Genomic DNA, 25503 nt, shown 5'->3' on the forward strand with positions numbered 1-25503 from the left:
TCACAATCAGCGTTGCGGAAATCCGAAACATGGGAGCGAACGCACCGCCGAACCCGGACGACGGCGGCAACATGCGGCGTACCAAGATCAGCGATCAGAAGATCGCTGCGGTGGCTGCGTTGATCGTTCAGGGGAACTTTCGGTATGTCGCGGGCAAGGCGGTCGGTGTGCCGCCCCGGACGTTCCGAGACTGGATGAAGCGGGGCAAAGAGTACCCGGACGGACTTTACGGTCAGTTCCGGATTGCTGTCATTGCCGCCGAAGCTGAGGCCGAGCGTAAGGCCGTAGCTGCCGTGATTGCCGCCGGCCAGGACGACGCCAAACACCTCGAATGGTGGCTCGAGCGGAAGTTCCCGGAACGCTGGGGGAAGTTTCGCGGGGAGTTGAACGACCTGAAGCGTGAGATTGCGGAACTGAAGAGGCAGATCGGTGAGACTCAACCTTCGGAAACTCCGTGAGCAGGTCGAGTCGCTGAAGCGGCAGGTGGCCTCAAAGGGGTGGATTGATTACGCCAAGTACCGAACCGACCCGGCCGGGTACGCCCGCGACATCTTGAAGGTAAAGTGGTGGGCGAAGCAGGTCGAGATCGCCGAAGCGCTGTGCAAGCCGCCGTACCGCGTTCTGGTCAAGGCGTCTCACTCCGTCGGAAAGTCACACCTCGCGGGCGGTCTGGTCAACTGGTGGTACGACACCCGGTTCCCGGGCGTGTGTCTTACGACCGCCCCGACCGATCGGCAGGTCAAGGACGTGCTGTGGAAAGAAGTGCGGCGGCAACGGCGGAAGCGGCCCGGGTTCGTGGGGCCGAAGATGCCCCGGTTGGAATCCGACCCCACGCACTTCGCCCACGGGTTCACGGCACGGGATGCTACGAGCTTCCAGGGCCAGCACGAGGCGTCCATCCTGCTCATTTTTGATGAAGCGGTCGGGATCGACGGCGATTTTTGGGAGGCCGCCGAGTCGATGTGCCAGGGTGCCGAGTACGGGTGGCTCGCGATCTTCAACCCGACCGACACCACCTCGCGGGCGTACCTCGAAGAGCAGGCCGGTTCCCGGTGGACAGTGATCGACATTCCCGCGACCGAGCACCCGAACATCGCGGCCGAACTGGTCGCGCGACCACCCGAGTACCCGTCGGCGGTCCGACTCAACTGGCTCCGTGATCGGCTGGAGCAGTGGGCCGAGCGGATCGAACCGGGGGACGCGACCCCGACCGACATCCAATTCCCGAACCCCGACGGCTCGCCGCAGTGGTGGCGACCGGGGCCGTTGGCGGACGCCCGACTGCTCGCCCGGTGGCCGGCGAGCGGGTGCGGCGTGTGGTCCGATCCTGTGTGGCGTTCCGTCGAGCGTGCCGCCCCAGATCCGGTTCCCGAGCGGTGGTTACCACAAATCGGGTGCGATGTGGCCCGGTTCGGCGAGGACTGGACCGAATTGCACGTCCGGTGCGGCAACGTCAGTCTGCACCACGAGGCTCACAACGGCTGGGACACCAAGCGGACGACCGAGCGGCTGAAACAGATGTGCGGCGAGTGGGCACAGTGGGCGACGCAGCTTCGTGATCGCGGTGCAGATCCGATTGACCCGCGACGGATCCCGGTGAAGGTTGACGACGACGGAGTAGGCGGCGGCGTCACGGACCAGCGAGGTGGGTTCAACTTTCAGGCCGTGTCGTCCGCCTCGAACGCCAACGACAAAGAGGCGTACCCGAACCGCCGGAGCGAGTTGTGGTTCACAGTCGCCGACCGGGCCAAACGGGGCGAACTGTTCTTGTCGAACCTACCCGCCCACGTCCGGCAGGAACTGAAGCGGCAGGCGATGGCCCCGACCTACAAACTGGACGCGGCCGGTCGTCGTGTGGTCGAGCCAAAAGAAGACACGAAAGAACGGATCGGTCGCTCGCCAGACGGAATGGACGCGGTGAACCTCGCGTACTACGAGCCGAGCGGCCGGGGCGGGGCGGTGGCGGTCGAAGGGTCACGCGGTCGGTGAAGTGGTCGCGCGACCACCATTGAGGGCACACGATGGCGATCGATAAGCCGGTTCTGTGGGGGGCGGACGGCAACCCTCTTTCCCAAGAGGGGGCGCTGCTCTCCCCGAACGCCCTGAACGTCGCCCAGGTCATCCAGAACGCCGGGAAGATGTACTCGCACACGTGGGACGAGGCGATGCGGGACGCCCCGCAGAACGCCCTCGCCATGCGGCGCGACCCGTTCTACCGGTCGATGCTGCAAGAGCGGACCTCGCCGACGCAGAACCTCGACTGGGAGGTGGCGGTTCCGAACGAGGACGATCCGGTCCACCGGTTGCAGCGGGACACGCTCCAACGCGCGTGGGAGGAGCTTCCGGACAAGCCGAACCTGATGTACTCGCTCCTCGACGGTGCCCTTTGGTGGGGGCGGTCCGGTCAGCAGGGCATGTGGGGCCAGAGCGACAGCGGGCTCACGAACTGGCTGTACCACGAGCCGGTCCACGGCGACTCGATTCAGCACCAGTGGGACCGCACGCCCGTCATTCTCGTGTCGTGGCAGGCGAAGCAGAAGTTGGAGCGGGACGACCCCGAGTGCATCATCAGCTCGTCCACCCGCGGGGCGTACGGGCTGCGGCTGTACAAGCCCGAGTACCGCAAGCGGTTTATCCTCCACACCCACGTTCGTGAGGCGTCGGACTATTACGAAGGTGAGATGGCGGGCGGCGTCCACGGCGTCGGGCTCCGCTCGTGGGCGTACTGGGGCGATTACGTCCGCCGCGACATCCTCGCGGCGATGCTCGGGTTCATGAACTCGACCGGGATGATGGACCTCGTCATCATCAACTACCCGGACGGCAACGTCGAGGCCGAAAAGCGGGCGATCGCGAACGCCAAGAAGATCAGCGGCAAGCTCGTGCTCATCTGCCCCCGCGACCCGTCGAAGGACTGGCCCGCGGTCGAACAGGTGCCGATGAACACCGCCGGCGTCGAGGTGGTGCAGAACCTGCTGGAGAACTACTTCGACCGTTACACGCGGGAGCTGTTCGTCGGGCAGAACATGAGCAACGGCGGCGGCGGGCCGGGCGGGCTGGAGGGCGATGGCCGCGCCGAACTGGCCGGCGATACCAAGTTCCAACTCTGCAAGACGGACGCCCGCCGCTTGGCCGAGACGCTCACGCGGGACTGGCTCGTCCCGTGCCGGGATTACAACTTCCCCGGCTCGAAGGTGCCGGTGACGATGAAGCCCATCCTGGCCGATCCCAAGGCCAAGGAGAAGGCACAGAACATTAGCGTCTGCGTCGCCAACGGCATCGAGATCGAGGAAGACGAGGCACGCCGGGCGTTGGGCTTCTCGAAGCCGCGAGAGGGCAAGAAAACGATCGGGGCGAAGCCGGCGGCCGATCCGACGAACCCGACCGCACCACCGGGCGACGGCGGGGCGGTCGCGCGCCCACCCCAGCCCCCGAAGCCGGACGGCGGGCACGACCTCGCGACCGACTTCCTCCAGCGGATCGGGCGGCTGGAAGATCTGCTCATGTACCGGCTGAACCAGCCGCCGTGGCCGGGTGCGGTGTTCGACGAACAGCGCCACCGCTGGGTGAACAAGGACGGCAGCGACGGGCCGCAAGGTGGTCGCGCGACCACAGCCGGGAACGGTAACGGCCAACCGGCCCCGCAGCTCGGCGACGCGGACCGGGACGACATCGCCAACGGCATCGACGCCGACGTGCGGGCCTGGAAGGGTGAGGAGATCCCGCCCGGACTCGTGCAGCGGGCGAAGGACGTGGCACTGACGATTGCGGCCAAAACCTACATCTGGGCGACGCAGGCCACGCACTCGAAGGCAATGGCGACGCTCGGCGAGGTGATGGGGGCCGTGTTCGACACGCCGGCCGACATGATGAAGTTGGGGTACAACCCGTCCACGTCGAGCGGCACGTCCGGTGCGGGCGTGGCCGATCCGGTCAAGGCGAACCTGAACGACGCGTTCGGCGTCGGCGTGTCCGGTCACCTCGTCGCGTCCGTCGCGTCGAAGGTGCTGGTGAAGGCGGCATATTGGGTGCGGAACCGGACGCAGAAGGGCGAGCAGCCGACCGCCCTCTCTTTGGTGGCGTTGCTGTACGAAGGCGACCAAGAGCCGGACGGGTTCTTCGAGTGGGCCGAGTTCATCGCGACCGTGCTTCAGAGGACCGCAAAGGGGATCGGCAGCGACGCCCAGATGCCGGACGCGGCGACCGTCGAGCGGAACCTGCGGGCGCTGGTGGAAGAACGCCAGAAAGCCGAAGGGGACGACGACCTCACCGGGTACGCGTGGGACGAATCGCAGGTCAAGCGGGACGGGGACGGTCAGTTCGCCCCGAAGAACGGTGGGGAGTACGGACCCGACCACCCCCGCACCCGCAAGGGGCGGCCGGTGCCGCGGTCCGCAATCCGTCTGGCCGCCACCTCCCCGGACGATGCCGACGAGATCCGCAAGCGGTTGAGCGTTCCGGCCGAACGCGAGAAGTTCGACGCGGCGGTCAAGGCCGAGAAGCGACGGATCGGTGACGCCCGCCGCAAGAAGCGGCTCGACCTCGCCGGCAAGGCCGCCGCCGCCGAAGGCGACCGGATCGGCAAGATGCCCGCCGCGGCCCGCCGGCTCAAACTCGACGGACTCGCGGCCGAACTCTCGCAGGCGGCGAACGCGATCCGATCGGCCCACACGGTCAAGCAGGCCAAGACCGAACTCAAAGCGGTCAAAAAGCGAATCGCGACGGCCGCCAAGGATGTTCGCAAGGCGTTCGGGGAAGAGGCAACTCGGTACGCCGGAACACTCGGCGTACCGGACCGGATTGCCAAGGAGATCGGTCGCGGCATCGCGTCGGCCGCCAAATACGACAACGTTCCGCCGCTACCAACGGACGCGATCGAAGACGCTCTGGGCGAAGTAAACTCGGCATGGAGCAGCGGTCGCCGACGCGACGCCTTGAAGAACCTGACGGACGCGTTCGACGCGTCACTCGACACCTCTCGTGTTGCGGCGGCCGTTAAGGATTGGGCCGGGGATGGCGGGTACGCACGGGAAATCCTCGAACGGGCTCTCGAACTGCGGGTGGACGAGATCGACCCCAAGCGGGGCGAGTCGGCCGCCGCGTACAAACAGCGGCTCGAGAACGACCACGGGTTCAAAAACCTGCCGCAACCCGAGGCGGGTGAGAGTGCGAAAGACTACTCCTACACGCCGGACATTGAGAACACGCGGTCCGATCGGAGCGACGCCGTCGCCGCGAATTGGCTCAGCGGGTTCGCCGACCACATCGCGAAAGCGTTCGGGAGTGGTCGCGCGACCACCTCATACGACTGGGATGCGGGCGACCACCCACGCGGCCAGCCCGACAACGCCGGCCAGTTCGCACCGAAGGGCGGCGGCACAAAGGAGAGTGGCGACCGCCCAAAAGCTGACGCCGGTGGTCGCGCGACCACCGGCAACCTCCGGGACCGCCTGAACGATAAAGACGACCCGATCAACGCCGACGCGGGCCGTAGCGGTCGCGCGACCACGCATGCGGATAAGGCGTCCAAACGGAATCGCCCGAAAGCCGTCGGGGTTGCGGGCGTGGTGGATGTGGCCCGGTCGCGGCGGATCAAGAAGGCTCACAAGGTCGAGCAGGAGGTCGCGGTCGCAGTTGAAGGGGCGAACCTGCCCGACAGCGAGCCGGCGGACGTGGTGTACATGCCAGACGCTCGGGGCAAGCCAATCACGGACCCGGCCGAATCGAAGCGGTGGCTCGCCCAACGTGCCAAGGTACTTGCCGCTCACAACAAGCGGCAGGCGGGACAGGAACTCACCGCTGCCGAACGGTCATTGGCCGAGGTGGCAGAAACGGTGCTGTCGAATCCGGCCCACTTCTTCGAGGTAAAAACCTTGCAGAAGGCACGACAGAACCGGGTGCGGATGACTGCCGACGCCCTCGATAAGAAACGGGCATGGCAGGCGAAGTACAACGTGGTATTCTCCGTCGTCATCGTTGACGAGCGGAAGGGCTCGAAGCACTCGGGACACCGAGTCTACGTCGCCCCCGCCACGCTCGAAAAGACGGTGTCGCTCGCCGATTGTGTAAAAGTCGGCAGCATCGCAGAGGTGCTCAAACACGCCCGGGGTGGCTCGTGAGCTACAGCGTCTACTACGCCTTCGAGGACAAGGAAGCTCAGGACGGCCCGTTCGTCGCGTCCGGAACCGGATGGCTCGATTGGGGCGAATGGGTTCTCGATATCGAAGGGTGCGAGGAGTGCCACACGCTGTACGAAGCCGGCTGGGCGATGGCCGAACCCATCCGAGACGAACTCGAACGGCTGCTCGACGCCGACGGGCACAATGAAGACCGCGACGACATCACACGTGCTGTTCTGAAGGCCGTGAACGCTTTACCCCCTGGGTGCGAGACTATCATCATTTCGGACGGCACCGAACCGGGAGATGATGATGACGACAGCGGCGAAGACGAGTGACATCATCGGCGAATTGCCATGTTCAGATACGCGGTGCGCGAAGGGATGGATCACGACCCGAACTCGCGTCGCGGAAATGGAGCGTGGCGAGTACAACCTGTCGAAGTGGCGATGCTCGAAATGCGATGGGAAAGGCATCAGGGTGGTCGCGCGACCACCCCAGATCGCGTGCGGTGATCTTCCCGACCCATCTGGGTTGCTCGCTTGGATCAGTGCGGATCCGGACGAGGACACACACCGGCTCGGCTACGCCGACTGGCTTGACGAACACGAACAACACCAGAGAGCGGAATACATCCGACTGTGCTGTGCGCCGGCGGGATCTCTGCCGCACACTACCCGTGTGGGCGAGTTATTCGATGATCTGTTTCAGCGTCTGCCGCCGAGCTACTGCCTCAAGGACATGCACCGTGGGTTCATCAAGCGGATCGTTTGCCCGTGGGAGAGGTGGCGTGATCACGGTGATGATTTGCGATCCCGTGAATGGGTTCCGCTCGTCGAACTGACGACGCAAGTTGTTTTTGATGAGGCCGTAGAAGAGTTTTGGGACACCCACGTCCGCGTCGCTGGTCGTGACATGGCGACCATTATTTCACCTCATGACGGTAGCCGAATGGACGCTCAAATACTCGAACGTCGTTGGCTGGGCACTCGGTTCATTCTTGGCCCCATTCCATTCTGAATGGCCGCGCGACCACCCTACCATAAGGCATGGGGCCGAGTGATCCGACGCTGACGTTCTTGGACCGCCTCCGCGACGAGTCCCAATGGGTCATTCGTCGCGGGGTGCCGATCTTCGAGCCGCACGAGCGGGACGCCCGGGACAAGGACGGCAAGCCGATCACGATCCGGGTCACCGAACGCGACCTGCCGCGGATCGCCCGCGAGTCCAACCGTCTTGAGGCCGAGAACGGCGTCGTTGGCGTTCTGACCGACCGCCACACGATCCGCCCGCGGGCCGACGGGGCCGGGTTCGAGCCGGTCCCGGACGTGAAGGTGTACGGCGTCCAGCGGAACTACCGCGTCGGCACGTACGGCGTCCGCGACCCGAAAACCGGTCGCGTCACGGTGAAGCCTGCCGTCCTGGCCGACTGGTACTTCCTGCCGGACGTGTCCGCCGAAGCCGCCCGCCGCCCGCACCGGTCCGTCGAGTACCAGCACGGCACCGGCCAGATCCGCGGCACCGCCGTCATGGTGAACGCCCCGTTCCTCGACATGGGAATGGTGGCCCTGTCCAGCGACCAACCGATTTACTGCTACCAGATGGGGGCTTCCGTGGACCAGCCGAACAAGCCGACCGGGGACCAGCCGCAGTTCACGGACGAAGAGAAGTCACTGTTCGAGAAATGCCGCACCTACATGCGGGCGACTTACGGGCTCGGCGAAGAGTGGCCGGGGGCGAAGAAGGAAGAGTCTGCGAACCCCGAGAAGAAGACGGGCGAAAGCGACGACAAAAAGGCCCCCATCACCCCGATGCAGAAGAACGGGGGCGTTGAGGTCTACGCGGCCCTTCAGGCTCGCGTCGCCGGGCTCGAGCAGGAACGGGACATCGAGCGGTGCCAGTTGCTCGTGGCCGAGGGGCTGGTCGGCTACTCGCTCAACGCGGACGAGAAGAAGAAGGCGATCAGCTCGCTCGCCAAACTCCCCGCCGCCGACCGCAGCGAACGGGTCGAGGAGCTGAAGGCGATCTACGCGGCCCGTAAGGTGCCGGCCGGGATGATCGAGATCTACGGCGGCAAGGTTGAGGGCGGCGACGACGCCACGCCCGGCCCGATGTCGGCACCCTGGTATCACGAGCCGGCGATGGCGTACATGCGGGAGGAGCCCGGAACCATGTACGAAAAGGCCGTCGCCCACATTCTGGCGACCCACAAGAAGTAACCGCTGTCAGCGGCCCGAAGTGGTCGCGCGACCACTTTCACCAACCGAGCACAAGGGGCGGATCATGTTGGGAAGCTTCAGCGGTCGCGCCGGCGGCAACATCCTGCCGGCCCGGTTCGTCAAGCGAACCGGCGTGTCGGGCGAGGCGGTTGTGACCCAGTGCGGGGCGAACGAGTCCCCGTGGGGGATCGGGCCGAAGGGCACCCGCCGCATGGCGCTGACCGGCTGGGACGACGGGTTCGCTGCGGTCGCGGGGGATGACGTGAACGTGTTCGGGCCGGGCGACGACGTTGCGCCCCTCGAACTCGGCGGGACGGTGGCGGTCGGAGACTACATCAAAAGCGACTCGGTCGGTCGCGGGGTCTCGGCGAGCACCGACAAGGATCGTGTGGGGGCTCAGGCACTTGAGCCCGGCGTTGCGGGGCAGCTCATCCGGGTCAAGCCGATGCGGTTCGACCTCTCGGTCTGATCGGGCCGGTCGCCGCGACCGGTCGCGCGACCACTTACGGGTTCACGGGCGGTAACAGGGGCGACTCATGCCGATGCGATCGATCGGGCCGTTCAACGGCCTGCTGCCGGAACCGACAGGCGTCCTAGTCGGATACCTTCGCGACCCGAGCACGTTTCCGTACCTGCGGTACGCGCAAATCATCCCCGCCCCCGAAGTCCAGTTCATGTACTGGCTCATGAACTTCGACGAGCCGGTGCGGGTGCCCCGCGAGAACGACTACGTCTGGGCATACGACGACTACCGCCCGACCGGTAAGGACTTCTCCGTCCAGGGCGAGTGGATCGAGACCCGCACCAACCGCTGGGACTTCCCGTACACCATTGGCGAGACCACACTCCGGCTGTGGAAAAAGGCCGGGTTCAACGTCAAGCAGATGTACGACGACATCCGCGGTAACCAGTTCCAGGTGCACCGGGCGTGGCGGGCGGTTAAAACCTTGCTCGCGGCGACGTGGCCGACGAACAACCGGGCGTCGAACCCGTCCGCTCTTCTGGGGCAGTCGGATCCGGTCTATTTCGACAACTCGCTCGGCAACCCGACCACCCCGGGCGGCACACTGGACCCGCGGTTCCTCGTCATCAAGCGGACCTTCAACGCCGTGAAGCGGCGGATCAACCTCGCGACGAACGGGGCCGTCCGCCGCGACCAGTTGTTCGCGGTGATTCCGCCGGTTGTGGCCGAAGCGATCTCGAACACGCACGAGATCCAGGAGGCACTGAAGCAGAGCCAGCACGCAAAGGAACTGACGGACGGGTTCTCGAACGCGAACGACTGGAACCTGCCGGAGACCTACGCCGGGTTCACGCTCGTGGTCGAGGACACGCCGCGGGTGAAGATCAACCAGAAGGCCGACGGCACGATGGCAGACATCACCGTGCCGAGCGAGAAGGATTACATCCTCGACACCGACTCCGTCCTGTTCACATCCCGGCAGGGCAAGCTGGACGGGGTGTACGGCGGGAAAAACTTCTCCACGCTCCAGCTCTACACGCACAACGGCGAGGCCCGCGTCGAGGCGTTCAGTGAGCCCAAGCACGAACTCGTGGAAGGCCACATCGTCGCCGAGGACAAGTTCGTCACGCCGTCGATGGTGTCCGGGTTCCGCCTGGACGACGTGCTCCAGTCCTGATCCGCCGCGGCGGCCCGGAAGTGGCCGCGCGACCACTCACCGACAGACCAGAGGGTAAGGCATGAACGGCTTCGGCGGGAACGGGACCGGGAACCTGACGCAGTCCGCGGGCACACGCATCCGGTATCTGATTCAGCCCAACCGCAACGGGCGGGCTCGGGTCACCAAGTGCGTGTACACCGCCGGCGCGACCGCCCACCCGCTCACGTTCGCCCGGCCGCTCGGCCGGACCACGGCGTCAGCGGCGGCCGCGGCTGGTCAGGCGGTGATTAACCTGACCAGTGATCCGGGACCGAGCGGTAACGGCATCGCGGCGAACGACCTGCTCGCGATCCGCGAGACCGACGGCGTGACGAGACTGTACACCGTCCAGTCGGTGTCTGCCCTTGCCATCACCCTCACGAGCAACTTGGTGGCCGGTGCCGCGGCCGGGGCGAAGGTTTGGAACTTCGGCCTCGTGACCGACGTGAACCCGGCAGACGGGGTTGCCCACCCGTCGATCTCCGGGATCGCCGGGCAGACCACGACCTATGAGGACCGCGAGGGCGGGCTGTTCGCCACGTTCGTCACCGACGACCCGATCCTATTCGACAGCGGGAACGCGACAAACGCCGGCACGCTCCAGCAACTCAACTGGTCGTTCACCGTCGATTGATCCGGCCCTAACAACTCGTTACACACGCTCGGGGCTGCTGGTCGATCGTCCAGCAGCCCCGTTCTCGTTCGTGTGGTCGCGCGACCACAACCGGAGCCAGCGATGCCGCAGACGCCGAACGGAGCCGCCGCCCCTTACTGCTCGGTGGCGTTGTTCCTCGAGTACCACGACTGGCAGCAGATCGCCGACCTGATCCGCGACGGCGAAGGACCGCGACCTACCCGTGCCCGGATTCTGGACGGCACCACACCCAGCGACGAGTACACCCGCATCAACCGCGTGCTCCTGGCCGCTTCGGGGGAGCTGGAAGGGGCGTGTTTCGTCGGCAAACGGTACTCCACCGACGACCTCGCTGCACTCACCGGTAGCGGGGCCGAACGGCTCCGTAAGATCGTTGCCGACCTTGCCTTCTGGACGCTGTCCCAGCGGCGACAGCCCGGATCGGCCGATCCCGACACAGTGCCCGGAGCGAAGCAGGCACTGGCCGAACTCGACCGGCTCCGCGACGGCGATCGCATCTTCCCGCTTCAGGAATCGGCGAACGCGGGTCTGCCCAGCACAAGCGACCCGGACCCGTCACAGCAGGCGAACCCGCTCATCACTAACGCTGAGCGTTTCTTCGGCACGCACCGGCAAGGGTACAACCGCCCATACCGGCCCGGCGGGTACTGACCGGTCGCGCGACCACATTCGATCAGATTGTGGGTTGGAGTTCGGAAATGCCGAGAACATCCGCCACTTCCAGCCACAGCCAGGGAAAATGTTCAACTTGAACATTTTCCCTGGCTGTCATCGGGTTCACGTCTGGTTAAATGCTGTCGGGGAGTGTGGCTGGAACCGAACTCTAAGGCCAAAAGACACGTACCTAACGTAGAGTTCTCTGCCACACGCGAATAAAATTCAAGTGACATCACCGGCACGTTTTTTTCACTGACTTCCCGCCCTGGACGGCTCAAAACCGCCTAGCGGTTGGACGTGTCCTATGGTACACGGGTGAACCTTGCCGGGATGACACGGTCCTTTTACTCTGTCGAAAGACCGTGCCTTGAACCGGGGTATTCCTAATTAGCGATGACATCGCCTTTAATTCTGTTTCGAGGTGCCAGATGACGGAAACGACCAGCCAGTCAGTTTCCCCAATCCGCCTCAACTCACAAGCCAAGGACAAACGGATTTGGGTCGAGTTGCGGGATGGGGAAGAAGAACTCCTGTGGACGGTGGATCAGATCCTGACCGCCTGCCGGGCGTACAACCAGACAGTTTCTCTGGCCGACGTTGATCGGCCAGTTCGTGAACTGTGGAAGGTGCTGAACGCTTGGTGCGTATCACAGAGTGACGCCATCAAAACAGCGTACCTGCAACCGACCGGGAACGGTCGGTTGCTGTTCCTCGTTGTTCAACCAGCAACCGGATTTGATCAGGAATTGACCGATGCGCTGACCGAACTGGACATGGACATCGCCAACGATGACCGGTTCGAGTTGGTAAAAATGGATGTTCGGTTGGTAACGCCAATGTCTCAGGAACAAGTAGACGCGATGCTGCGTCCACACTAATTTGTTCGGGGGATCGCCCTTGCCGACTGATGTTGAACACTTCGCCGCCGCTGCTCGAAATCAAGAACTAATTACACATCTGCTTCCGCAGATTTCAGTATTTCCTGATTGGGTGGCGGTGGCGGCGTTCTACAAGGCCATGCACCTCGCAGAGGCGGTTCTGTTCAGAACCTATCACGCCAAGCACACATTCGGCCACGACGACCGTCATCGCGTTCTTAAGAGCAATCGCCGGTACGAGCATATTTACAAGCATTACCGACCACTCTGGGAGGCGTCACTCGTAGCTCGTTACCTGGAAGTCCACAACGACGGATATCCGAAGTTCACGGATTACATGGCAACTCCTGTTATTCAAGCGAAGCTGATCAACCATTATCTGAATCAGGTAGAGCAGGGCGTGACCCGGTTGCTGGGATCGTGGCCTGTCAACGTTCCCCGGTGCGTCGCACAGCCACCGAACTCGCCACCTGCCGCCGCCACCACTGGATCGTGACTGACCGCGCGACCACTTCAACCGAGGCGGAAGAATCATTAGGGGTGGTGAACTTTTGATCATCTAGCGGGCGAGTCTGCGAATGCCATACTGGATGACATCTCGTCCAGTGGTAATTTGCCCATGATGACCACACGCTGCCCGGGGTGTTCGGTTCTCGTTCGCGTGTCTGCGGAAGCAGCGGCGGCGGACCCTGCGTGTCCCCGATGCAGCTCTCCGTTAATCTTGACCGTTGACGAGCCGAAGCCGATCACACGACCCAAATCAGCTCCTGTAGTGAACGAGCCCCCGCAGGAACGAGATTGGGAACCCGAACCGGAGCCGGAACAACCGGAACGGGAAGAGCCTGATCCCTACTACCGTCCGATTCGCCGGCGAAAAAAGAAGGGGCCACCGGTACTCGCCATTGCGACTGTTGGCGTTCTGTTCTTGGTTGCGATCGTGTCCGTTGTGGCGCTGCTGAACCGGGCCAAAAACGTTCAGGATCAGGCACGGGCAGCATCACAGAAGGGAACTGTTAAGAGCAGCCCACCGGTTCATTCCGAACGACCGATCGAAACACCAGTGCGGGCGACCGATTACAAGGACGAACTCGACCGCGAGGATTCGGAGCGGTTCGTAACCCGAATACTCGCCCTTGCAATCGGTCTGCCGATCTACCTGCTTCCGACGGGCGTGGCGGTGTTTCGCCGGCACAACAATCTGGCTCCGATCGTGATAGTCAACGTGTTCCTCGGGCTCATTTTCGTCGGCTGGGTCGTCGCTTTGGCATGGTCCGTTTCCGACATGCGGCCCATGCGGACCGAGCGACCGGTTTGACTCCCGGAGGACACCACGTGGACGACGACACCGAACTCCTCATTCTGCGGCGACGGCGGCAACAGAAACAAGCCCGCCGACGCATGATCTTGCTGGCCTCACTCGCCGGCGTCGGGGCCGTACTCCTCCTCGCCATCGTCGTCGTCGCAGGACGAGCCGGAAGCGGGCGCGCGACCACAAACGTGTTGGGGGGGCCGTCCAACCACGCCGAACTGGCCGATTTGCTGCGATCGAAGGGTCTCCAGGTCAGCTACGAATCTGCTGGCCCGTTGATTGATCGCCCGGAACGTCCGACGTCCATTTTCACGATCGATGTTGCAGGCAAGCGTGGTCTATTAATGGTGCATCTGAACAAGAGCGAATCGGCTGCACGCGAGCAAGTCGCCACGATGGGTGGCAACGGGTTCGCGTGCAGCCGATTCGCTCTTGAAGTGTGGATGGCAGATGAAGAGTCGAAGTCTGTATTCCTGCAAGTAAAACGAACACTGGGCGTCAACTGAGAGGACGCCCGCCACTCGGGTACACGTGACCAGAGCGGCTGGCAGCGATCCGAGCTGTAGCGGCCATGCGGCCCAGCTCTGCGTCGATCCGAGCCGCCTCTCGCTCAATTCGCTCCGCATCAGCAGCAATCCCAGTAGACGCTGCCTTCTTGGATTCTTCTTCGCTCTTCTTTTTCTGCCTGTCGAGCAGCAGACCCATTACTCCGGCGGTCTTCAGTACGGGCGAGTTCGCAATTGCCTCTGTTGCGGCACTGATGATCCGCAGTGGGGGCACCAGGAGATCGTTCAGGAGAGCCAAAATCTCGTTCTTGGTGTTCGCCAAGACATTTTCTAAACCTTCGCTTGCGTCCTTGCGACGCTGTTCCGATTTTGCCAGTACGCCCGTCGAGCCCGCCTGAGCGTTGCCCTGCCGCCGGTCGCGCAACATCTCTTGGATGTCGCGCTGGGCAAGGACGGCCGCCATCGGTCCCGACACTTCCGCCAGCTTCCGGGCAGCGGCGATCTGCTCATCCGTAGCCTGGATGACAGCCTTTTTAAACTGGTTGAGGGCGTCCCCGACTGCGACAATGGCCCCGATCGGCCCGGCCAGACGGGCGAGACCCGCCGCCCCGCCAGTGAGTCCGCCCAGACCCGTCGGCCCCTTCCCACCCAGAAACTCGCCCACACCCTTAGTTGCGTTCGCGGACGCTTTACCGAACCGCGAGTTGTTCCAGAGCCTACGGAGGAACCCCGGCTCTTCTTCCTTTGGCGTTGTTGGCTTCGGCGGCCCTGGTAGTCCGCCCTGACCGGGCAGTCCGCCCACGATCGACACCTGGAGCGGCTTTGGCCCCACGACGATCACCGATTGCGGGCGGTCGAACGCCGACACGACGCCGTTCTGCTCGCGGGCCGTGGTCGCGTGCTCGTGCTCCAGGGCGATCTCGCCCGGAAGAGCGATGATTGACTTGTGCAAGTCTTCGATCGCAAAAGACAGCGCCGCTTGGCTCGCGGCGGCCACCGTTTGCGACACCTTCGAGACATCCACCAAATCTCCCAGCGACTTGATGACATCATCGAGAGTCGAATCCCCGCCCATAACCTTCTCCTGTGGTCGCGCGACCACCTTCAGCCCCGACCACTGATAGCCTCAACGACACATGCTGCGATGCTCTCGTAACGGGCCACCGCCGCTTCCTCTACTCGCTTGCGACCGGCCCAGACGCCGACGAAGGTGCGGTAGGGGAGTCGAGCGGGATCGAGGGCGAAGCCCGCGGCGGCGAGATCGAGAAAGGGCGGGCACTTGCGGCGAGTTGCTGCAAGAACGCCAGGAATCTGAACAGCACAAGCAGTCGCTCAGCTTCCGTCAGTCCGGCCGCCCCGTCCAGCGGTCGCAGCCCGAACATGGCGTCCGCGGCCTTGACGAGTGCCGTCACTGCGTCCGCTTTCTTCTGCTTCATGTCGGCGGCGACGGGCGTACCGGCCATTGCGGCGGCGAGGTCCGCCGGCACCTCGTGCGCGAGCACCCGGAGCCGATCCTCGTAGTCCGGGCACGATTCTTCGAGGACCCGGCCCGCAACCATCGGATCGGCCCGCCGTGTCGCGGTGCCGTCGAAGTACGCGAAGATCTGCCGCTGGTGGTCACGCGACCACCAGCGGCGAAGGAAACCGAACATGCTGCTACCTCGTTACAGGGCTCGGGTGTAGAGCGGGGTGTTGACCGCCGAAACGGTGGACGCGGGCGCGAACGGCCACGCGAAAAACGTGAGGTTCACCGGCTTGTTGCCCACGGACATCGGGATGCGGGCGTTCGGCCGGAGAACGCAGTGCAAGAACTTCCACGGGGTGTCATCGGACGCCGCAATGCCGATGGCGAAGTCGTCCCCGTTGGTTCCCACGAGTCGGCCGGGGGTGTTGAGCTGGCCTGCGGCCCCGCGGTTGCCCCGGTTGAGCACCTTGGTCAGGACGGCCGGGTCGATACTGATGAGCGGGCAGGTGATCGTCGCCACCTCCCCGAAGTCTTGAAGCTCGTGGGGCGTCATCTCACCGAACACGTCGGAGAAGATCTCCTTGTAGTTCTTGCTGATGTCGATATCGACCCCGCCTTGGGCGTACCCGAGCATTTCCTGCGCGGCGGCCGTGCCGGTGTAGGAATACACGATCGCCGGCCCCGTCCGCCAAAAACCGACCGCCATGGCAACGCCCCCAAAAATCTAACGGCTACTATATGGTATGGCCGGTGGTCGCGCGACCACTTCCGGAGGGGGCTCAAATGTCGGTCATCGAATACAACTCGATCCGGTTCCACTTCGCCAAAACCGCGAGCGTCGAGTTCGATACGTCCCGCGACAAGAGTGGCGTGGACGTGATCGCCAACACGACCACGATCCGGGCTCGCGGCGTCGCCTCGCTCACCTCGCAGGTGCCGGGCGATTCAGCCGCCTTGCTGCCCACCATCCGACACATGCTGAACATGCCCCGGCGGCGACTCCTGTATCAAGTGGGGGGATACACCATCATCTCCCAATCCGGGATGGACGCCCAGCTCGGGCCGACCCCGGTCAAGCCCGCCACCGTCGAGCCGGCGGGCAACGGCACCTTCTTCGTGGACGTGGCGTACAAGGTCAGCACCTACGACTGTGGCGAGGCGGCCTTGTCCGACCCCGTTACCTCCCTCCGCTGGACGCAGTCCGAGAGCTTCGACGACCGCTGGTTCTCCACCATCACCACGTCCGGCACCCTGACCGTCCGGAGCGACCTGAACCAGTGCGCCGACAACTTCCGGCAGTTGGCGACGCCCCCGATCCTCGACGACTACCAACGCGTGTCCGCCAAGTACACCCTCGCACCCGACGGGCTCAGCCTGGACTTCGAGTTCACCGACCAAGAGAAATCGCTTCTCCCCCCGTACCCGGCCGTAGTTGCTGATGGCGATTTTAACGTCATTTGCCCGCAGAACCATAAACGCACAGGAGTAGTCACAATCACGCTCGAAGGGGCAAAGGGGTGTAGTCGGAAAGACCTGATGTTCGTTGGGCTGCGGATGGCAATCGCGAAACTCAAAGCCGAAGGATTCATCGACGGCTCCCCTCTCATGTGGGGCAATTTCTCGGAAAATCTGTTCCGGCCAGTAGTGAAGGTAAGTGTCCAGGCACTTCTCGCCACACTCGGTGGGACTGGTTTCGCTGGTGCGGCGGCGGCTAGTCTCGGCGCCGCCGCGGCCGGGATGAATGGCCCGGCGGTGATGCGGAGCGTCGGCTACACGCCAGGAGTGCAGGAGGGCCGGTCGGGAATCGCCCCGCCGGTCCGTAAGCGGTTGCTCGGGCTCCTGGCCGCCGCGTTCCGAGACCCATGTGCGGCCAGCGAGGGCTTCACGGCCGAGCTGCGGAACGACCGTGGCGGATCGGGGTCCAACGCCGAACTCTCGACCGGCGGTGCGTCACTCTCCACACCGCCCGCCGAACTCGTGACCGGAACGACCGGCGGGGCCGGCACATCCCCGATCAAGGACTACGCACCGTATGACCTGTACCGCATCCAGTTCGAGTACACGCAAGATACGGGGAAGCGGGTGATGCCGGGAACCGGCGTCGGTGACACGCCCCAGCGGGGCACGGCGGTGACCGTCCACGGGGGGCAAATGTTTCTGGAGGTAAGTTGGGCATGCCAGAGAACTGGCAGGCCGCCCCAGATCCCGTCGTTCTCCGTGAACGATCCGAACCTCGTTGCCATTGGCGGGACGTGCATCCCGGCCGAGATGCAGCTTTCCGCGGACGGGAGCGCCCCGACGTATCGCGTCGCCGGCCACTACATCTATGGCGTGTTGGACCCGTCATTGGTGTCACTCACGGCCCCGGTGCCACCATATTTCAGCGATGGCGTGCTCACCACCGCACCGAACATCGCCAACTTTACGGCCCCCGTTGTCCGGACCGGGAGCAGCGGCTCCGGGTACAGCGGTGGGGGGGACTACGGAAGCAACATCTTCGTTCCTGAGCGCGAGCCCTCGCTTTCCGTCGAGCCCCCGTCGCAATTGGACCTGTTCGGCATCCCCGGCCCGATCGGCGGCGGGTTTCCGTTCGCCGGCCCTCCGGGTGGGTTGGGCTCTGGCGATACGGGGGGCGGCGGGCTCCTTCCCACAAACCCCGTGAACCCGTAGGATGGGTTTCCTTCAATTCGGCCACGGGCTTACACCCGTGGAGAGCGGCCCGGCTTCGGCACCAGACTCGCCAGTAAGGCGCTTCAATTCGGCCACGGCGTTCAACCCGTGGAGACTCGGTCAGCCCGGCCGTCCCGTCCAGCGGCTTCAACCCGCTTCAATTCGGCCACGGGTGCAAACCCGTGGAGAGGGCTGGTGACGATCGAATCGCTTCCGAAACGTCGCTGCTTCAATTCGGCCACGGGGGTCAACCCGTGGAGAGGCGACGCCCCCGATCCTCGACGACTACCAGCGGACGCTTCAATTCGGCCACGGGTGCAAGCCCGTGGAGAGACCGCTCGCCGTTCGATCGTGGCATAATTCGAGCCTGCTTCAATTCGGCCACGGAGATCAGCCCGTGGAGACCTCCCCGATACGGGACTACGCACCGTATGACCTGTAGCTTCAATTCGGCCACGGGAATCAACCCGTGGAGGTGGCTTCTTCGCTACACGGTAACACTCCGCACACGCCACTTCAATTCGGCCACGGGTGCGAATCTGTGGGGAGCTTACCCCCGCTTGCGATCCGCCGCAACATCCGATCCGCCCGGATCACTCCCGTGCGAACACGCAGCACACGAGCGCGACGAGCGTCGTGAACGTGGCGATACACGCGGCCGAGAACAACCCGTACAGACCGCTCAGGGCGACGATCGCCCCGTACATCGCACCGCCCAATCCCTGGCGGGCGACGCGGCGGGCACGGACCAGAAAACGCGGGATGCTGATTCTCACAGTGGGCTCCGGGTTGGGGGCGAAGTGGTCGCGCGACCACTTCAGTTGGTGGCGTTCTTCGCGGTGCAGATCGGGCACCCCGGATCGGGGCGGTGCGGGTGCCGCGGGCAACACGTCGTCACCCGCACCGCGAACGTGCGATACCGGCACTCCTCGCAGTCGCAGTCGCCCATCGGCACGTCCCCGCGGTGACCGCACTCGTAACAGTACGTCGGCACGTTCGCGTACACGCGGTTCAGCGTCTTGCACCACGAACACGCGGTCCGGTGGATGGTGCCGCAGACCGGCTCGTCGGTCCGCAGGGCGTGACGGTTCGGCATGACGGGTCTCCTTGGTTCGGTCACGCGGATGGTATCGGTTGTTGCGGAATTCCGTAATGTCAGTGGCGAGTTGTTGAACTGAAGCTCAGACATTCAGTGGTCGCCAGTCGCCCCACTGGTTGTTGCGTTCCATCCAGGCCGATGCGACGAACCGGCCGTCTGTCGTCCGCACCCACACCTCGGCCCGGGGCCGTTCCCACTCGTCGTTGGCCCCGATCCACACGATGCGCCAGCCGGGCGGCATGGGGCGGATGGGGGCCGGGAAACCGTCCGGAACCCAGAACGCGTCCGCGTAAACCGGTTGGTCGGCGGCGTCCAGTTCACGAATCCACTGAGGCACTTCGGAGCAGCGGGACACGGGCGTCCTCCGTTGGGGATGAAAGTGGTCGCGCGACCACCTCAGAACGCCATCTCCACAACGTCCGCCCTCCGCTTCCGCCACTCGCCCCAACTCCGCGTCCGGTGCGACCACGTGAGCGAGTACCGCCAGTCCCGGTCGTAATACACCACCCGCAGCGAGCCCGGCGGCGTCGCCATCACGCTCACGGGAACCAGACCCCGCGGCGGGCGGTTCCGGCCCCGCGGCAACCCGTCCACCCAACCGATACCCGTCAGGTGGATCTTCCCGTTCCGCATCTCGAACGGCACCGGAGACCACTTCAGCCGATTGACCGATTTGCGAGAATTGAGTAACGTAGACATCGAACACCTCTACACAGGGGTTCACCGGCCCCGGAGCGTGTATCAGACGCTCCGGGGCCAATTTCGTGTCGGGCAACCACCGCTCGACAGGGATACAATAAGGCGACATGCCCTTGTTTGTCAAGGCGATGTCGCCTTAATTCTTAGTAGGTGGGTTATGGCCATCCCAGCCGTGGCGAAGAAAAACATCAGGACCGGCTTTGGGAAGCGACTCCGCGAGTTGCGGATCGACAAGAATTTGACTCAATCCCAGCTCGGTGAGCGTGCCGGGATGATGTACCAAGATGTAGCGAAACTCGAACGTGGCGAACGTGAGCCGATGTGGGCTACCGTCATTCGCTTGGCTGATGCTCTTGGCGTGCGGGCTGATGACTTCCGCACGCTCGAAGATCCGTTGGCCGATCTCCCGGAGTTGCCGCTGGAGTGAGGAGCGGTCGCGCGACCACTTCGCGTGGTGAACACATCGACAGCTTGCGTGGCGGGTTGCGGGTGCGATGATGTGGCGACCTCACGGGGTGCGTGGGGCGCGGCGTCTGCCCTCCGGTTGTCGTTTCTCGTACTAAGTGATATCTAGACCGACTCCGGCCGACAGATTCCGGGGGCGATCCGAGTACCAGTATGGCGATGCCTGCCGACCAACTGCCCGTTGGTGAGGGGCTGCTCCCGGACGGGTCGTGGGGGATGTTCTACGTCAGCCGGCCGGAGATGATCCGCCTGCGTGACAACGGCCCCCAGGAGAAGTACGAAGACGCACGCTTCCTCGAAGAGGCCGTTCGCGACCCGGATGCCATTTTCTTGGGGCTCCGGCGACCGAACCAGGACGACGCCTTGTGTTACTCTGTCTTCCTCACGTGTGACCCGGAGGAAGATGACGAGGATTACAAGAAGCCCCCGCGGTACGGCCTCGCCTTCTTGGCGTTCGTGCGCGTCGCGAACATGGGTTGTGTAATATTCGATTGGGAGTGGCGGGAAGAAGACCCCGACCTCCCGGGCCACCCGAACAATTGGCGGAGAGACTTCGGAGAGCGTTTATGGTCCCGACCCTGAGAGAGTTCCTGAAGGCGAACCCCAGCCGGGGTTTCCGGTCGGCGCCCCAATATTTCTCTTCTGGCGACTACCTCACGTACTTCATTGAGGACGCCTCGCACTACGCGGAGCGGCTCGACGAGGTGCTGACCGTTTACCTTCACACCGAAACAAAGAACCTCGTCGGCGTGAAGGTGAAGGGCGTGCGGCACATCATGAAGACGGTCGATGAACTCGAACTCGTCGTGGACGGCGATTCGGTCAAGCTCGGTGTGTTCATCTTCGCAGGGGCCGCCGCCGACCGACCGGACCGGAAGGCCGACCGGTACGCCCAGCTCGTCAAGTTGAAGGACGTTCTGGTCAGCCGCAACGAACTGCCCGCAAAGGCTTGATCGGATCAAACAATTCTCGGATCGAACCCCGCGACCACTTCGGGGCCGGTCATGCGTCGCTGGGTCGAACACCGCCTCTACGTTCTGGATCGCGTGACGGGCGACCCGTTCTGGGGCCGGGTGTTCGCGGGCGTGCTCGTTGCCGTCCTCGCGGCACTCCTGATTTACCGCGGGTACGTTCAACCCCGGGTGGGCGCGCGCCCACCCGATCGGGTTCCGGCGGCCGGGCCGGGCGTACAATAAAAGCATGGCGACGACGATCGAGGATGTGCTGGCGGTGCTGGCGAAGAACGCCAAGCGAATGAGGGGCGACCGGACGCAAGCCGACCTCGCGGAGGCGAGCGGTTTGACGGTCTCGCAGATCTCGCAGATCGAGAGCGGGAGGCCGGAGAACCCGCCGTCCGTGCGGACGCTCGTGGCCCTGGCGAACGGGCTCGGGGTGGACGTGTCGGAGCTGCTCAAGCGGGCGGCGGGGTAGCATCCCTCTTTTGGCGTTCGACCCATTTGTCGATCCGGACCGTGTTGCCGTCCGCGTCGTAAACGTACCCGCCGCGGGCAACGGCCCCCGGCTTGTAAACCGGATCGTGCCCGCCTTGGGTGCGTTCGGAGATCGGCTCGTGCAGCCCCGCCGCGATCATTTCCAGCCGCACCGACTTCACCACCGGCCGCGAACACCCGCACTCCTTCGCCACGTCCCGGTCCGACAGCGACTGGTTCTTCTTCGACCGCAGGAACTTCCGCACCCGCAGTCTCAGCCCCAGATTCTTGTGACCCGCCATCGGAACTCCTCGACTGGTCGCGCGGCCACCTCCAACCGTATTCGATGGCACGATGAGCACATTGAACCACATTGGGCACACTTCCAGTAAGTGAACGGGCGTGTAAGTCGGGCGGAAAGTGGTCGCGCGGCCACCGCTCGGGAGGAAAATTCGCGAGCGGTCGGGGCAGGGTGCCTACTGTAATTTGCCGGCCGCGTGTCGGCCGAACAGCCTCAGAGTGGCAAACCGTGTGCGTCCCGAACGGGCCAATAGTGGGCATCGGGGCGACCCGTTTCAGTGGTGGCTCGGACCGGCCAATCGACAGCTTAACGGCTGCACGACGCCGGGTTAACCGGCCGGGGCAACCCGGGGCGTCAACGGACCGCCCCCGCAACCGAAAGGTTGGGCACTTCACCTGAGACGTGAGGGGCTTGCTGACGGAACCCGCGATGCGTCCGGACGGTCCGACGCGGCGGCCGACTTTCTCGTAACGCCGAGGCACCGGTCGCTGACCGGTGGCCGGGACGGACGGGCACGTCCATTCCGGACATTGCGGGGCGTTTAACAAATACTGCGGGGGATAAGAGGGGTCATTGTGTGCCCGCTCACGTCGTCCGCAGGTGCCGCTGACTAACGCCAGAGGAAGGAAGGGTGCCGTATGCCGCGTCCGGCCGACCGCAAACCGAAGGCGAAGAACGCGAAGCGGGTGGACCCGACGAAAACGGTCCTGACCGCGACGGACGGCGAAGCCCTGCCGGTCGCGAGCGGGCTGGGGCTGTACCTGCTGCTCGAGGGGCCGGTGGTGAACCGCCGGTGGCGGGTGTACGACCGGGCGACCGGGGCGTTCCTCGCACGAGCGGACCCGCAAGGTGGTCGCGCGACCGGCCCGCGGATCGGCACCCTGACCGGCGGCTGGCGGGAGCTGCTCGCGGAGATCCGGAAGCGAACCGGAGCCTGACTTCTCTGGCGTTCCTGACGTAAGGTGGTCGCGCGACCACCGGCCCTACCATAAACGTGAGTCGTTTGAACCCGAGCGAGGACCGACATGGCGGTTACCTACACGGTCGAGCAGAAGAAGCTGGCGAAGATCGACGGGCAGAGCCTCGCGACGATCGCGGTGGCGGGCATCGAGTTCCAGGGGCCGGTTTCGGAGGACGAGCGGGACGCTCTGCTCCGGTGGCTCCTCGACTTCCAGCAGCGACGCCGGGCCAACGCAGCGAATCCGAAGGGCACCCCGCTGGCGGAATAAAAGTGGTCGCGCGACCACCAGCAGCCTCCACCCACGAATCGGAGCGACACCGTGAGCGATTACCCGCCCGTCACAGAAGAAACGGTCGAGACCGAAGAAGCCGAATGCGGGTGCAACGAGAAGTTCGACAAGCTCGGCGAGATCATCGAACTGGTAACGGCGACGTGGGCGTGCCCCGTGTGCGGGTCCGTGACGTTCGAGAAGGGGCCGGGCGACCACCCGCCGACGGTCCCGTACCCGTGGGCCGGGGCGATCATGCGGACGGTCGTGACCTTGGCCGTGATCGTGACGTTCGCCGCGATCTACCTGACCGCGAAGTGAGGTGGCCGCGCGACCACTTTTCGGGAGGTCACGGATGGCGGGCGGGCGGGAGTGGACGACGGGCGAGGAGGCCGAACTGAAACGGCTCCTCGCTGCCGGAACGAAGCTGGCGACCGTCGCCAAACGGCTGAACCGGTCCTACTCGGCGGTGGCCCAGCGGGCGTTCCGGGTGTCGGGCCGGGAGCGGCTGCCCCGGCTCCACAAGGCCGGTGAGTTGGAGGAGCGGGTGCGGTCGCTTTCGGTTCCCGGCGTTCCTGACGCGGTGGTCGCGGGCATCCTGGGCGTGACCCGGCAGACCGTTCTGAAGACCCGCCAGCGGCTCGGTATCCCCCAGAGCGTACCGCCGAACGGGAAACTGCCCCGCGACCCGGCCAAGCGGTCGGACCTGTCGATCGCCGCGAAGGTGCTGTGGCTGTACTCGGGCGTCGGGCGGTCCGATGTGGTGATTGCGAAGCGGATCGGCGTGTCGAGAACGACCGTCCGCGATTACCGGCTCAAATTCAACCTGCCGGCGTTGGGCGAACTGAAGTGTGGTCGCGCGACCACTACGGAGGTGCAGAAATGAAAGTCATCACCGAGCCTTCGGTTTACGTCTTGGGCCGACAAACGGTCGATCAGGCCGAACTCGATCGATTTTTGGTCGACCACGGCGTGAGCTGGGAGAGTGACAGCGAGGTCGCTGGCGAAGTGCTCACGGAAACGGCGGGACGCGTCTGTTATATGTCGTTCGCGAAGCCGCGACCGGGCGGCAACAGCGCGTACCTGACCCACATCAAGGAAGTGGGGCACGGGAGCGTGCTGGAGCACGCGGTGTGGAACCTGCTCCTCACCGGGGTGTCGCGGTCGCTCACGCACGAGCTGGTGCGGCACCGCGCCGGGTTCGGGTTCAGCCAGCTCTCGCAGCGGTACGTGGACGAGTCGGTGGCCGAGTACGTGGAGCCCGACATCATCGCCCGCGACCCCGAGTTGCACGCGATCTGGCTCGAATCGGTGAAGCAGTCGCACGCGGCGTACATGAAGCTCGCCGACGCGCTCAGCGCGAAGCTAACGAACACGTTCGGTCCGTGCGACAACCCGAACTGTGAGCGTGGTTACCAAGCGGACCACCTGAAGGTTCGGACCTATGTGGCTTGCCCCACATGCAAAGGGAGTCCCAGTAAGGCATGGTACGCTGCGCCGCTCGGTCGGTTTGTGCCGGGATGGGAGAACGGTCTGACCGCGACTGATCGCCGCAAGGCCGCGCGTCAGGCCGCGCGGAGCGTGCTGCCGAACGCCACCGAGACCAAGATCTTCATCACCGCGAACGCCCGTGCTCTGCGGCACTTCATGGAGCAGCGTGGATCGGTCCACGCCGAACCGGAGATTCGGAAGCTCTCGTGCGCGATCCTTGACGCGCTCCAGAAAGACGCCCCCAACCTCTTCAGTGACTACCAGAAGGTGCCCCTTCCCGACGGCACGTTTGAACTGGTGACGCAGTTCAAGAAGGTGTGAGGAGCCGCAGCATGAGCCAGAAGTCCAAGTCCCCACAAGAGGTGGCGAGAGAGCAAACGCTCGCGATCTCGGAACACCTGTACCTCGCCGGCCGCGACGGGCTGACCGCCGAGCAACTGGCCGGCGCGGCCAAGTTTCCGGTCGAGATCGTTCGAAAGCGGCTCCACGCCGGCGGCCCGAACTGTGCGAACCCCGAGTGGCGGCGGTTCACGTTCGACCGGCTGACGAACCGCTGGGCACTGACGCTCGGTGGGGAGCAAGTTTTGAAGAGAAGTGGTCGCGCGACCACCCGCCCGGGGCGGCGGCGGATCGCCTGACCGGTCTACCAT

At 64.5% G+C, this 25503-nt stretch carries 34 protein-coding genes; 26 read left to right on the forward strand and 8 right to left on the reverse strand.

What is annotated here, in order from left to right:
• Positions 1-29 precede the first annotated feature (29 nt).
• The 14 genes from GobsT_RS15070 (at position 30) to GobsT_RS15135 (ending at position 14004) form a co-directional block, all read left to right on the forward strand.
• Positions 30-458 (forward strand): hypothetical protein, encoded by a 429-nt coding sequence (locus GobsT_RS15070; RefSeq protein WP_010050616.1) that lies wholly within the window; start codon positions 30-32, stop codon positions 456-458.
• The gene (locus GobsT_RS15075) at positions 430-1989 is read left to right on the forward strand and encodes a hypothetical protein (protein WP_010050618.1); all 1560 of its coding nucleotides are present in this window, start codon (positions 430-432) and stop codon (positions 1987-1989) included. Before GobsT_RS15070 ends, GobsT_RS15075 begins: the two co-directional genes overlap by 29 nt.
• A gap of 32 nt (positions 1990-2021) precedes the next feature.
• Positions 2022-6119: a phage portal protein family protein gene (locus GobsT_RS15080; protein WP_109571080.1), complete on the forward strand. Its 4098-nt coding sequence runs from the start codon at positions 2022-2024 to the stop codon at positions 6117-6119.
• Complete coding sequence (locus GobsT_RS15085; protein WP_010047310.1) at positions 6116-6457, forward strand: hypothetical protein; 342 nt, start codon at positions 6116-6118, stop codon at positions 6455-6457. Before GobsT_RS15080 ends, GobsT_RS15085 begins: the two co-directional genes overlap by 4 nt.
• Positions 6426-7139 carry a TIGR02996 domain-containing protein gene (locus GobsT_RS15090; protein ID WP_081471907.1) on the forward strand — a complete coding sequence of 238 codons (714 nt, stop codon included), beginning with the start codon at positions 6426-6428 and terminating at the stop codon, positions 7137-7139. The genes GobsT_RS15085 and GobsT_RS15090 overlap by 32 nt, the downstream gene beginning before the upstream one ends.
• Positions 7140-7168: 29 nt before the next feature.
• Entirely contained in the window at positions 7169-8338 is a 1170-nt protein-coding gene (locus tag GobsT_RS15095; RefSeq protein WP_010047306.1) for a hypothetical protein, read from the forward strand.
• Positions 8339-8402: 64 nt separating this feature from the next.
• Positions 8403-8807, forward strand: a complete 405-nt coding sequence (locus tag GobsT_RS15100) for a hypothetical protein (protein WP_010047304.1) — start codon at positions 8403-8405, stop codon at positions 8805-8807.
• Between the two features lie 67 nt (positions 8808-8874).
• Positions 8875-9978, forward strand: coding sequence for a hypothetical protein (locus tag GobsT_RS15105; RefSeq protein ID WP_010047302.1), 1104 nt, complete (start codon positions 8875-8877; stop codon positions 9976-9978).
• 61 nt (positions 9979-10039) lie between these two features.
• Positions 10040-10633, forward strand: coding sequence for a hypothetical protein (locus GobsT_RS15110; protein WP_010047295.1), 594 nt, complete (start codon positions 10040-10042; stop codon positions 10631-10633).
• A gap of 102 nt (positions 10634-10735) precedes the next feature.
• Complete coding sequence (locus GobsT_RS15115; RefSeq protein ID WP_010047291.1) at positions 10736-11305, forward strand: hypothetical protein; 570 nt, start codon at positions 10736-10738, stop codon at positions 11303-11305.
• A 434-nt stretch (positions 11306-11739) separates the two neighbouring features.
• Entirely contained in the window at positions 11740-12189 is a 450-nt protein-coding gene (locus tag GobsT_RS15120; RefSeq protein WP_010047289.1) for a hypothetical protein, read from the forward strand.
• A gap of 19 nt (positions 12190-12208) precedes the next feature.
• Positions 12209-12685 carry a hypothetical protein gene (locus tag GobsT_RS15125; RefSeq protein ID WP_148087746.1) on the forward strand — a complete coding sequence of 159 codons (477 nt, stop codon included), beginning with the start codon at positions 12209-12211 and terminating at the stop codon, positions 12683-12685.
• A 276-nt stretch (positions 12686-12961) separates the two neighbouring features.
• Positions 12962-13504 (forward strand): superinfection immunity protein, encoded by a 543-nt coding sequence (locus tag GobsT_RS15130; RefSeq protein ID WP_010047286.1) that lies wholly within the window; start codon positions 12962-12964, stop codon positions 13502-13504.
• Between the two features lie 17 nt (positions 13505-13521).
• Positions 13522-14004, forward strand: coding sequence for a hypothetical protein (locus tag GobsT_RS15135; RefSeq protein WP_109571079.1), 483 nt, complete (start codon positions 13522-13524; stop codon positions 14002-14004).
• On the opposite strand, the gene GobsT_RS15140 is transcribed toward GobsT_RS15135, so the two are convergent.
• The 3 genes from GobsT_RS15140 to GobsT_RS15150 form a co-directional block, all read right to left on the reverse strand.
• Positions 13997-15079 carry a hypothetical protein gene (locus tag GobsT_RS15140; protein ID WP_010036740.1) on the reverse strand — a complete coding sequence of 361 codons (1083 nt, stop codon included), beginning with the start codon at positions 15077-15079 and terminating at the stop codon, positions 13997-13999. The two genes, GobsT_RS15135 and GobsT_RS15140, sit on opposite strands and share 8 nt — an antisense overlap.
• Before the next feature lie 100 nt (positions 15080-15179).
• Positions 15180-15656, reverse strand: coding sequence for a hypothetical protein (locus GobsT_RS15145; protein ID WP_010036743.1), 477 nt, complete (start codon positions 15654-15656; stop codon positions 15180-15182).
• A 12-nt stretch (positions 15657-15668) separates the two neighbouring features.
• Positions 15669-16175 (reverse strand): hypothetical protein, encoded by a 507-nt coding sequence (locus GobsT_RS15150; protein WP_010036745.1) that lies wholly within the window; start codon positions 16173-16175, stop codon positions 15669-15671.
• 77 nt (positions 16176-16252) lie between these two features.
• Between GobsT_RS15150 and GobsT_RS15155 the strand changes: the two genes are divergently transcribed.
• On the forward strand, positions 16253-18139 hold the full coding sequence (locus GobsT_RS15155) for a hypothetical protein (protein ID WP_010036750.1): 1887 nt from the start codon (positions 16253-16255) through the stop codon (positions 18137-18139).
• Positions 18140-18732: 593 nt separating this feature from the next.
• Here GobsT_RS15155 and GobsT_RS15160 read toward each other — a convergent pair.
• The 4 genes from GobsT_RS15160 to GobsT_RS15175 form a co-directional block, all read right to left on the reverse strand.
• On the reverse strand, positions 18733-18915 hold the full coding sequence (locus GobsT_RS15160; protein WP_148087748.1) for a hypothetical protein: 183 nt from the start codon (positions 18913-18915) through the stop codon (positions 18733-18735).
• Between the two features lie 41 nt (positions 18916-18956).
• Entirely contained in the window at positions 18957-19235 is a 279-nt protein-coding gene (locus GobsT_RS15165; RefSeq protein ID WP_010036760.1) for a hypothetical protein, read from the reverse strand.
• An 85-nt stretch (positions 19236-19320) separates the two neighbouring features.
• A complete protein-coding gene (locus GobsT_RS15170; RefSeq protein ID WP_010036761.1) occupies positions 19321-19593 on the reverse strand; it encodes a hypothetical protein in 273 nt (90 codons plus the stop codon).
• Positions 19594-19634: 41 nt separating this feature from the next.
• Entirely contained in the window at positions 19635-19937 is a 303-nt protein-coding gene (locus GobsT_RS15175) for a hypothetical protein (RefSeq protein ID WP_148087749.1), read from the reverse strand.
• 157 nt (positions 19938-20094) lie between these two features.
• Between GobsT_RS15175 and GobsT_RS15180 the strand changes: the two genes are divergently transcribed.
• The 5 genes from GobsT_RS15180 to GobsT_RS15200 all read left to right on the forward strand — a co-directional run bounded on the left by GobsT_RS15180 (position 20095) and on the right by GobsT_RS15200 (position 21833).
• Entirely contained in the window at positions 20095-20364 is a 270-nt protein-coding gene (locus GobsT_RS15180; protein ID WP_010036764.1) for a helix-turn-helix domain-containing protein, read from the forward strand.
• A 191-nt stretch (positions 20365-20555) separates the two neighbouring features.
• Positions 20556-20984: a hypothetical protein gene (locus GobsT_RS15185; RefSeq protein ID WP_010036765.1), complete on the forward strand. Its 429-nt coding sequence runs from the start codon at positions 20556-20558 to the stop codon at positions 20982-20984.
• The gene (locus GobsT_RS15190) at positions 20969-21355 is read left to right on the forward strand and encodes a hypothetical protein (RefSeq protein WP_010036767.1); all 387 of its coding nucleotides are present in this window, start codon (positions 20969-20971) and stop codon (positions 21353-21355) included. Before GobsT_RS15185 ends, GobsT_RS15190 begins: the two co-directional genes overlap by 16 nt.
• 51 nt (positions 21356-21406) lie before the next feature.
• Positions 21407-21598: a hypothetical protein gene (locus GobsT_RS15195; protein ID WP_010036768.1), complete on the forward strand. Its 192-nt coding sequence runs from the start codon at positions 21407-21409 to the stop codon at positions 21596-21598.
• A 4-nt stretch (positions 21599-21602) separates the two neighbouring features.
• Positions 21603-21833 (forward strand): helix-turn-helix domain-containing protein, encoded by a 231-nt coding sequence (locus GobsT_RS15200; RefSeq protein ID WP_010036772.1) that lies wholly within the window; start codon positions 21603-21605, stop codon positions 21831-21833.
• Here GobsT_RS15200 and GobsT_RS15205 read toward each other — a convergent pair.
• Entirely contained in the window at positions 21814-22134 is a 321-nt protein-coding gene (locus GobsT_RS15205) for a hypothetical protein (protein WP_010036773.1), read from the reverse strand. The genes GobsT_RS15200 and GobsT_RS15205 overlap by 20 nt on opposite strands.
• 637 nt (positions 22135-22771) lie before the next feature.
• Here GobsT_RS15205 and GobsT_RS15210 point away from each other — a divergent pair.
• The 6 genes from GobsT_RS15210 to GobsT_RS15235 all read left to right on the forward strand — a co-directional run bounded on the left by GobsT_RS15210 (position 22772) and on the right by GobsT_RS15235 (position 25491).
• Positions 22772-23071, forward strand: a complete 300-nt coding sequence (locus tag GobsT_RS15210; RefSeq protein WP_010036775.1) for a hypothetical protein — start codon at positions 22772-22774, stop codon at positions 23069-23071.
• A gap of 87 nt (positions 23072-23158) precedes the next feature.
• A complete protein-coding gene (locus tag GobsT_RS15215) occupies positions 23159-23362 on the forward strand; it encodes a hypothetical protein (RefSeq protein ID WP_010036778.1) in 204 nt (67 codons plus the stop codon).
• A 51-nt stretch (positions 23363-23413) separates the two neighbouring features.
• Complete coding sequence (locus GobsT_RS15220; RefSeq protein WP_010036785.1) at positions 23414-23683, forward strand: hypothetical protein; 270 nt, start codon at positions 23414-23416, stop codon at positions 23681-23683.
• Positions 23684-23717: 34 nt separating this feature from the next.
• Positions 23718-24248, forward strand: a complete 531-nt coding sequence (locus tag GobsT_RS15225; protein WP_010036788.1) for a hypothetical protein — start codon at positions 23718-23720, stop codon at positions 24246-24248.
• Complete coding sequence (locus tag GobsT_RS15230; RefSeq protein WP_010036791.1) at positions 24245-25174, forward strand: FAD-dependent thymidylate synthase; 930 nt, start codon at positions 24245-24247, stop codon at positions 25172-25174. The genes GobsT_RS15225 and GobsT_RS15230 overlap by 4 nt, the downstream gene beginning before the upstream one ends.
• Positions 25175-25185: 11 nt before the next feature.
• Positions 25186-25491 (forward strand): hypothetical protein, encoded by a 306-nt coding sequence (locus GobsT_RS15235; protein ID WP_010036793.1) that lies wholly within the window; start codon positions 25186-25188, stop codon positions 25489-25491.
• Positions 25492-25503: the final 12 nt, after the last annotated feature.

Source organism: Gemmata obscuriglobus (assembly GCF_008065095.1).
Classification (GTDB): Bacteria; Planctomycetota; Planctomycetia; order Gemmatales; family Gemmataceae; genus Gemmata; species Gemmata obscuriglobus.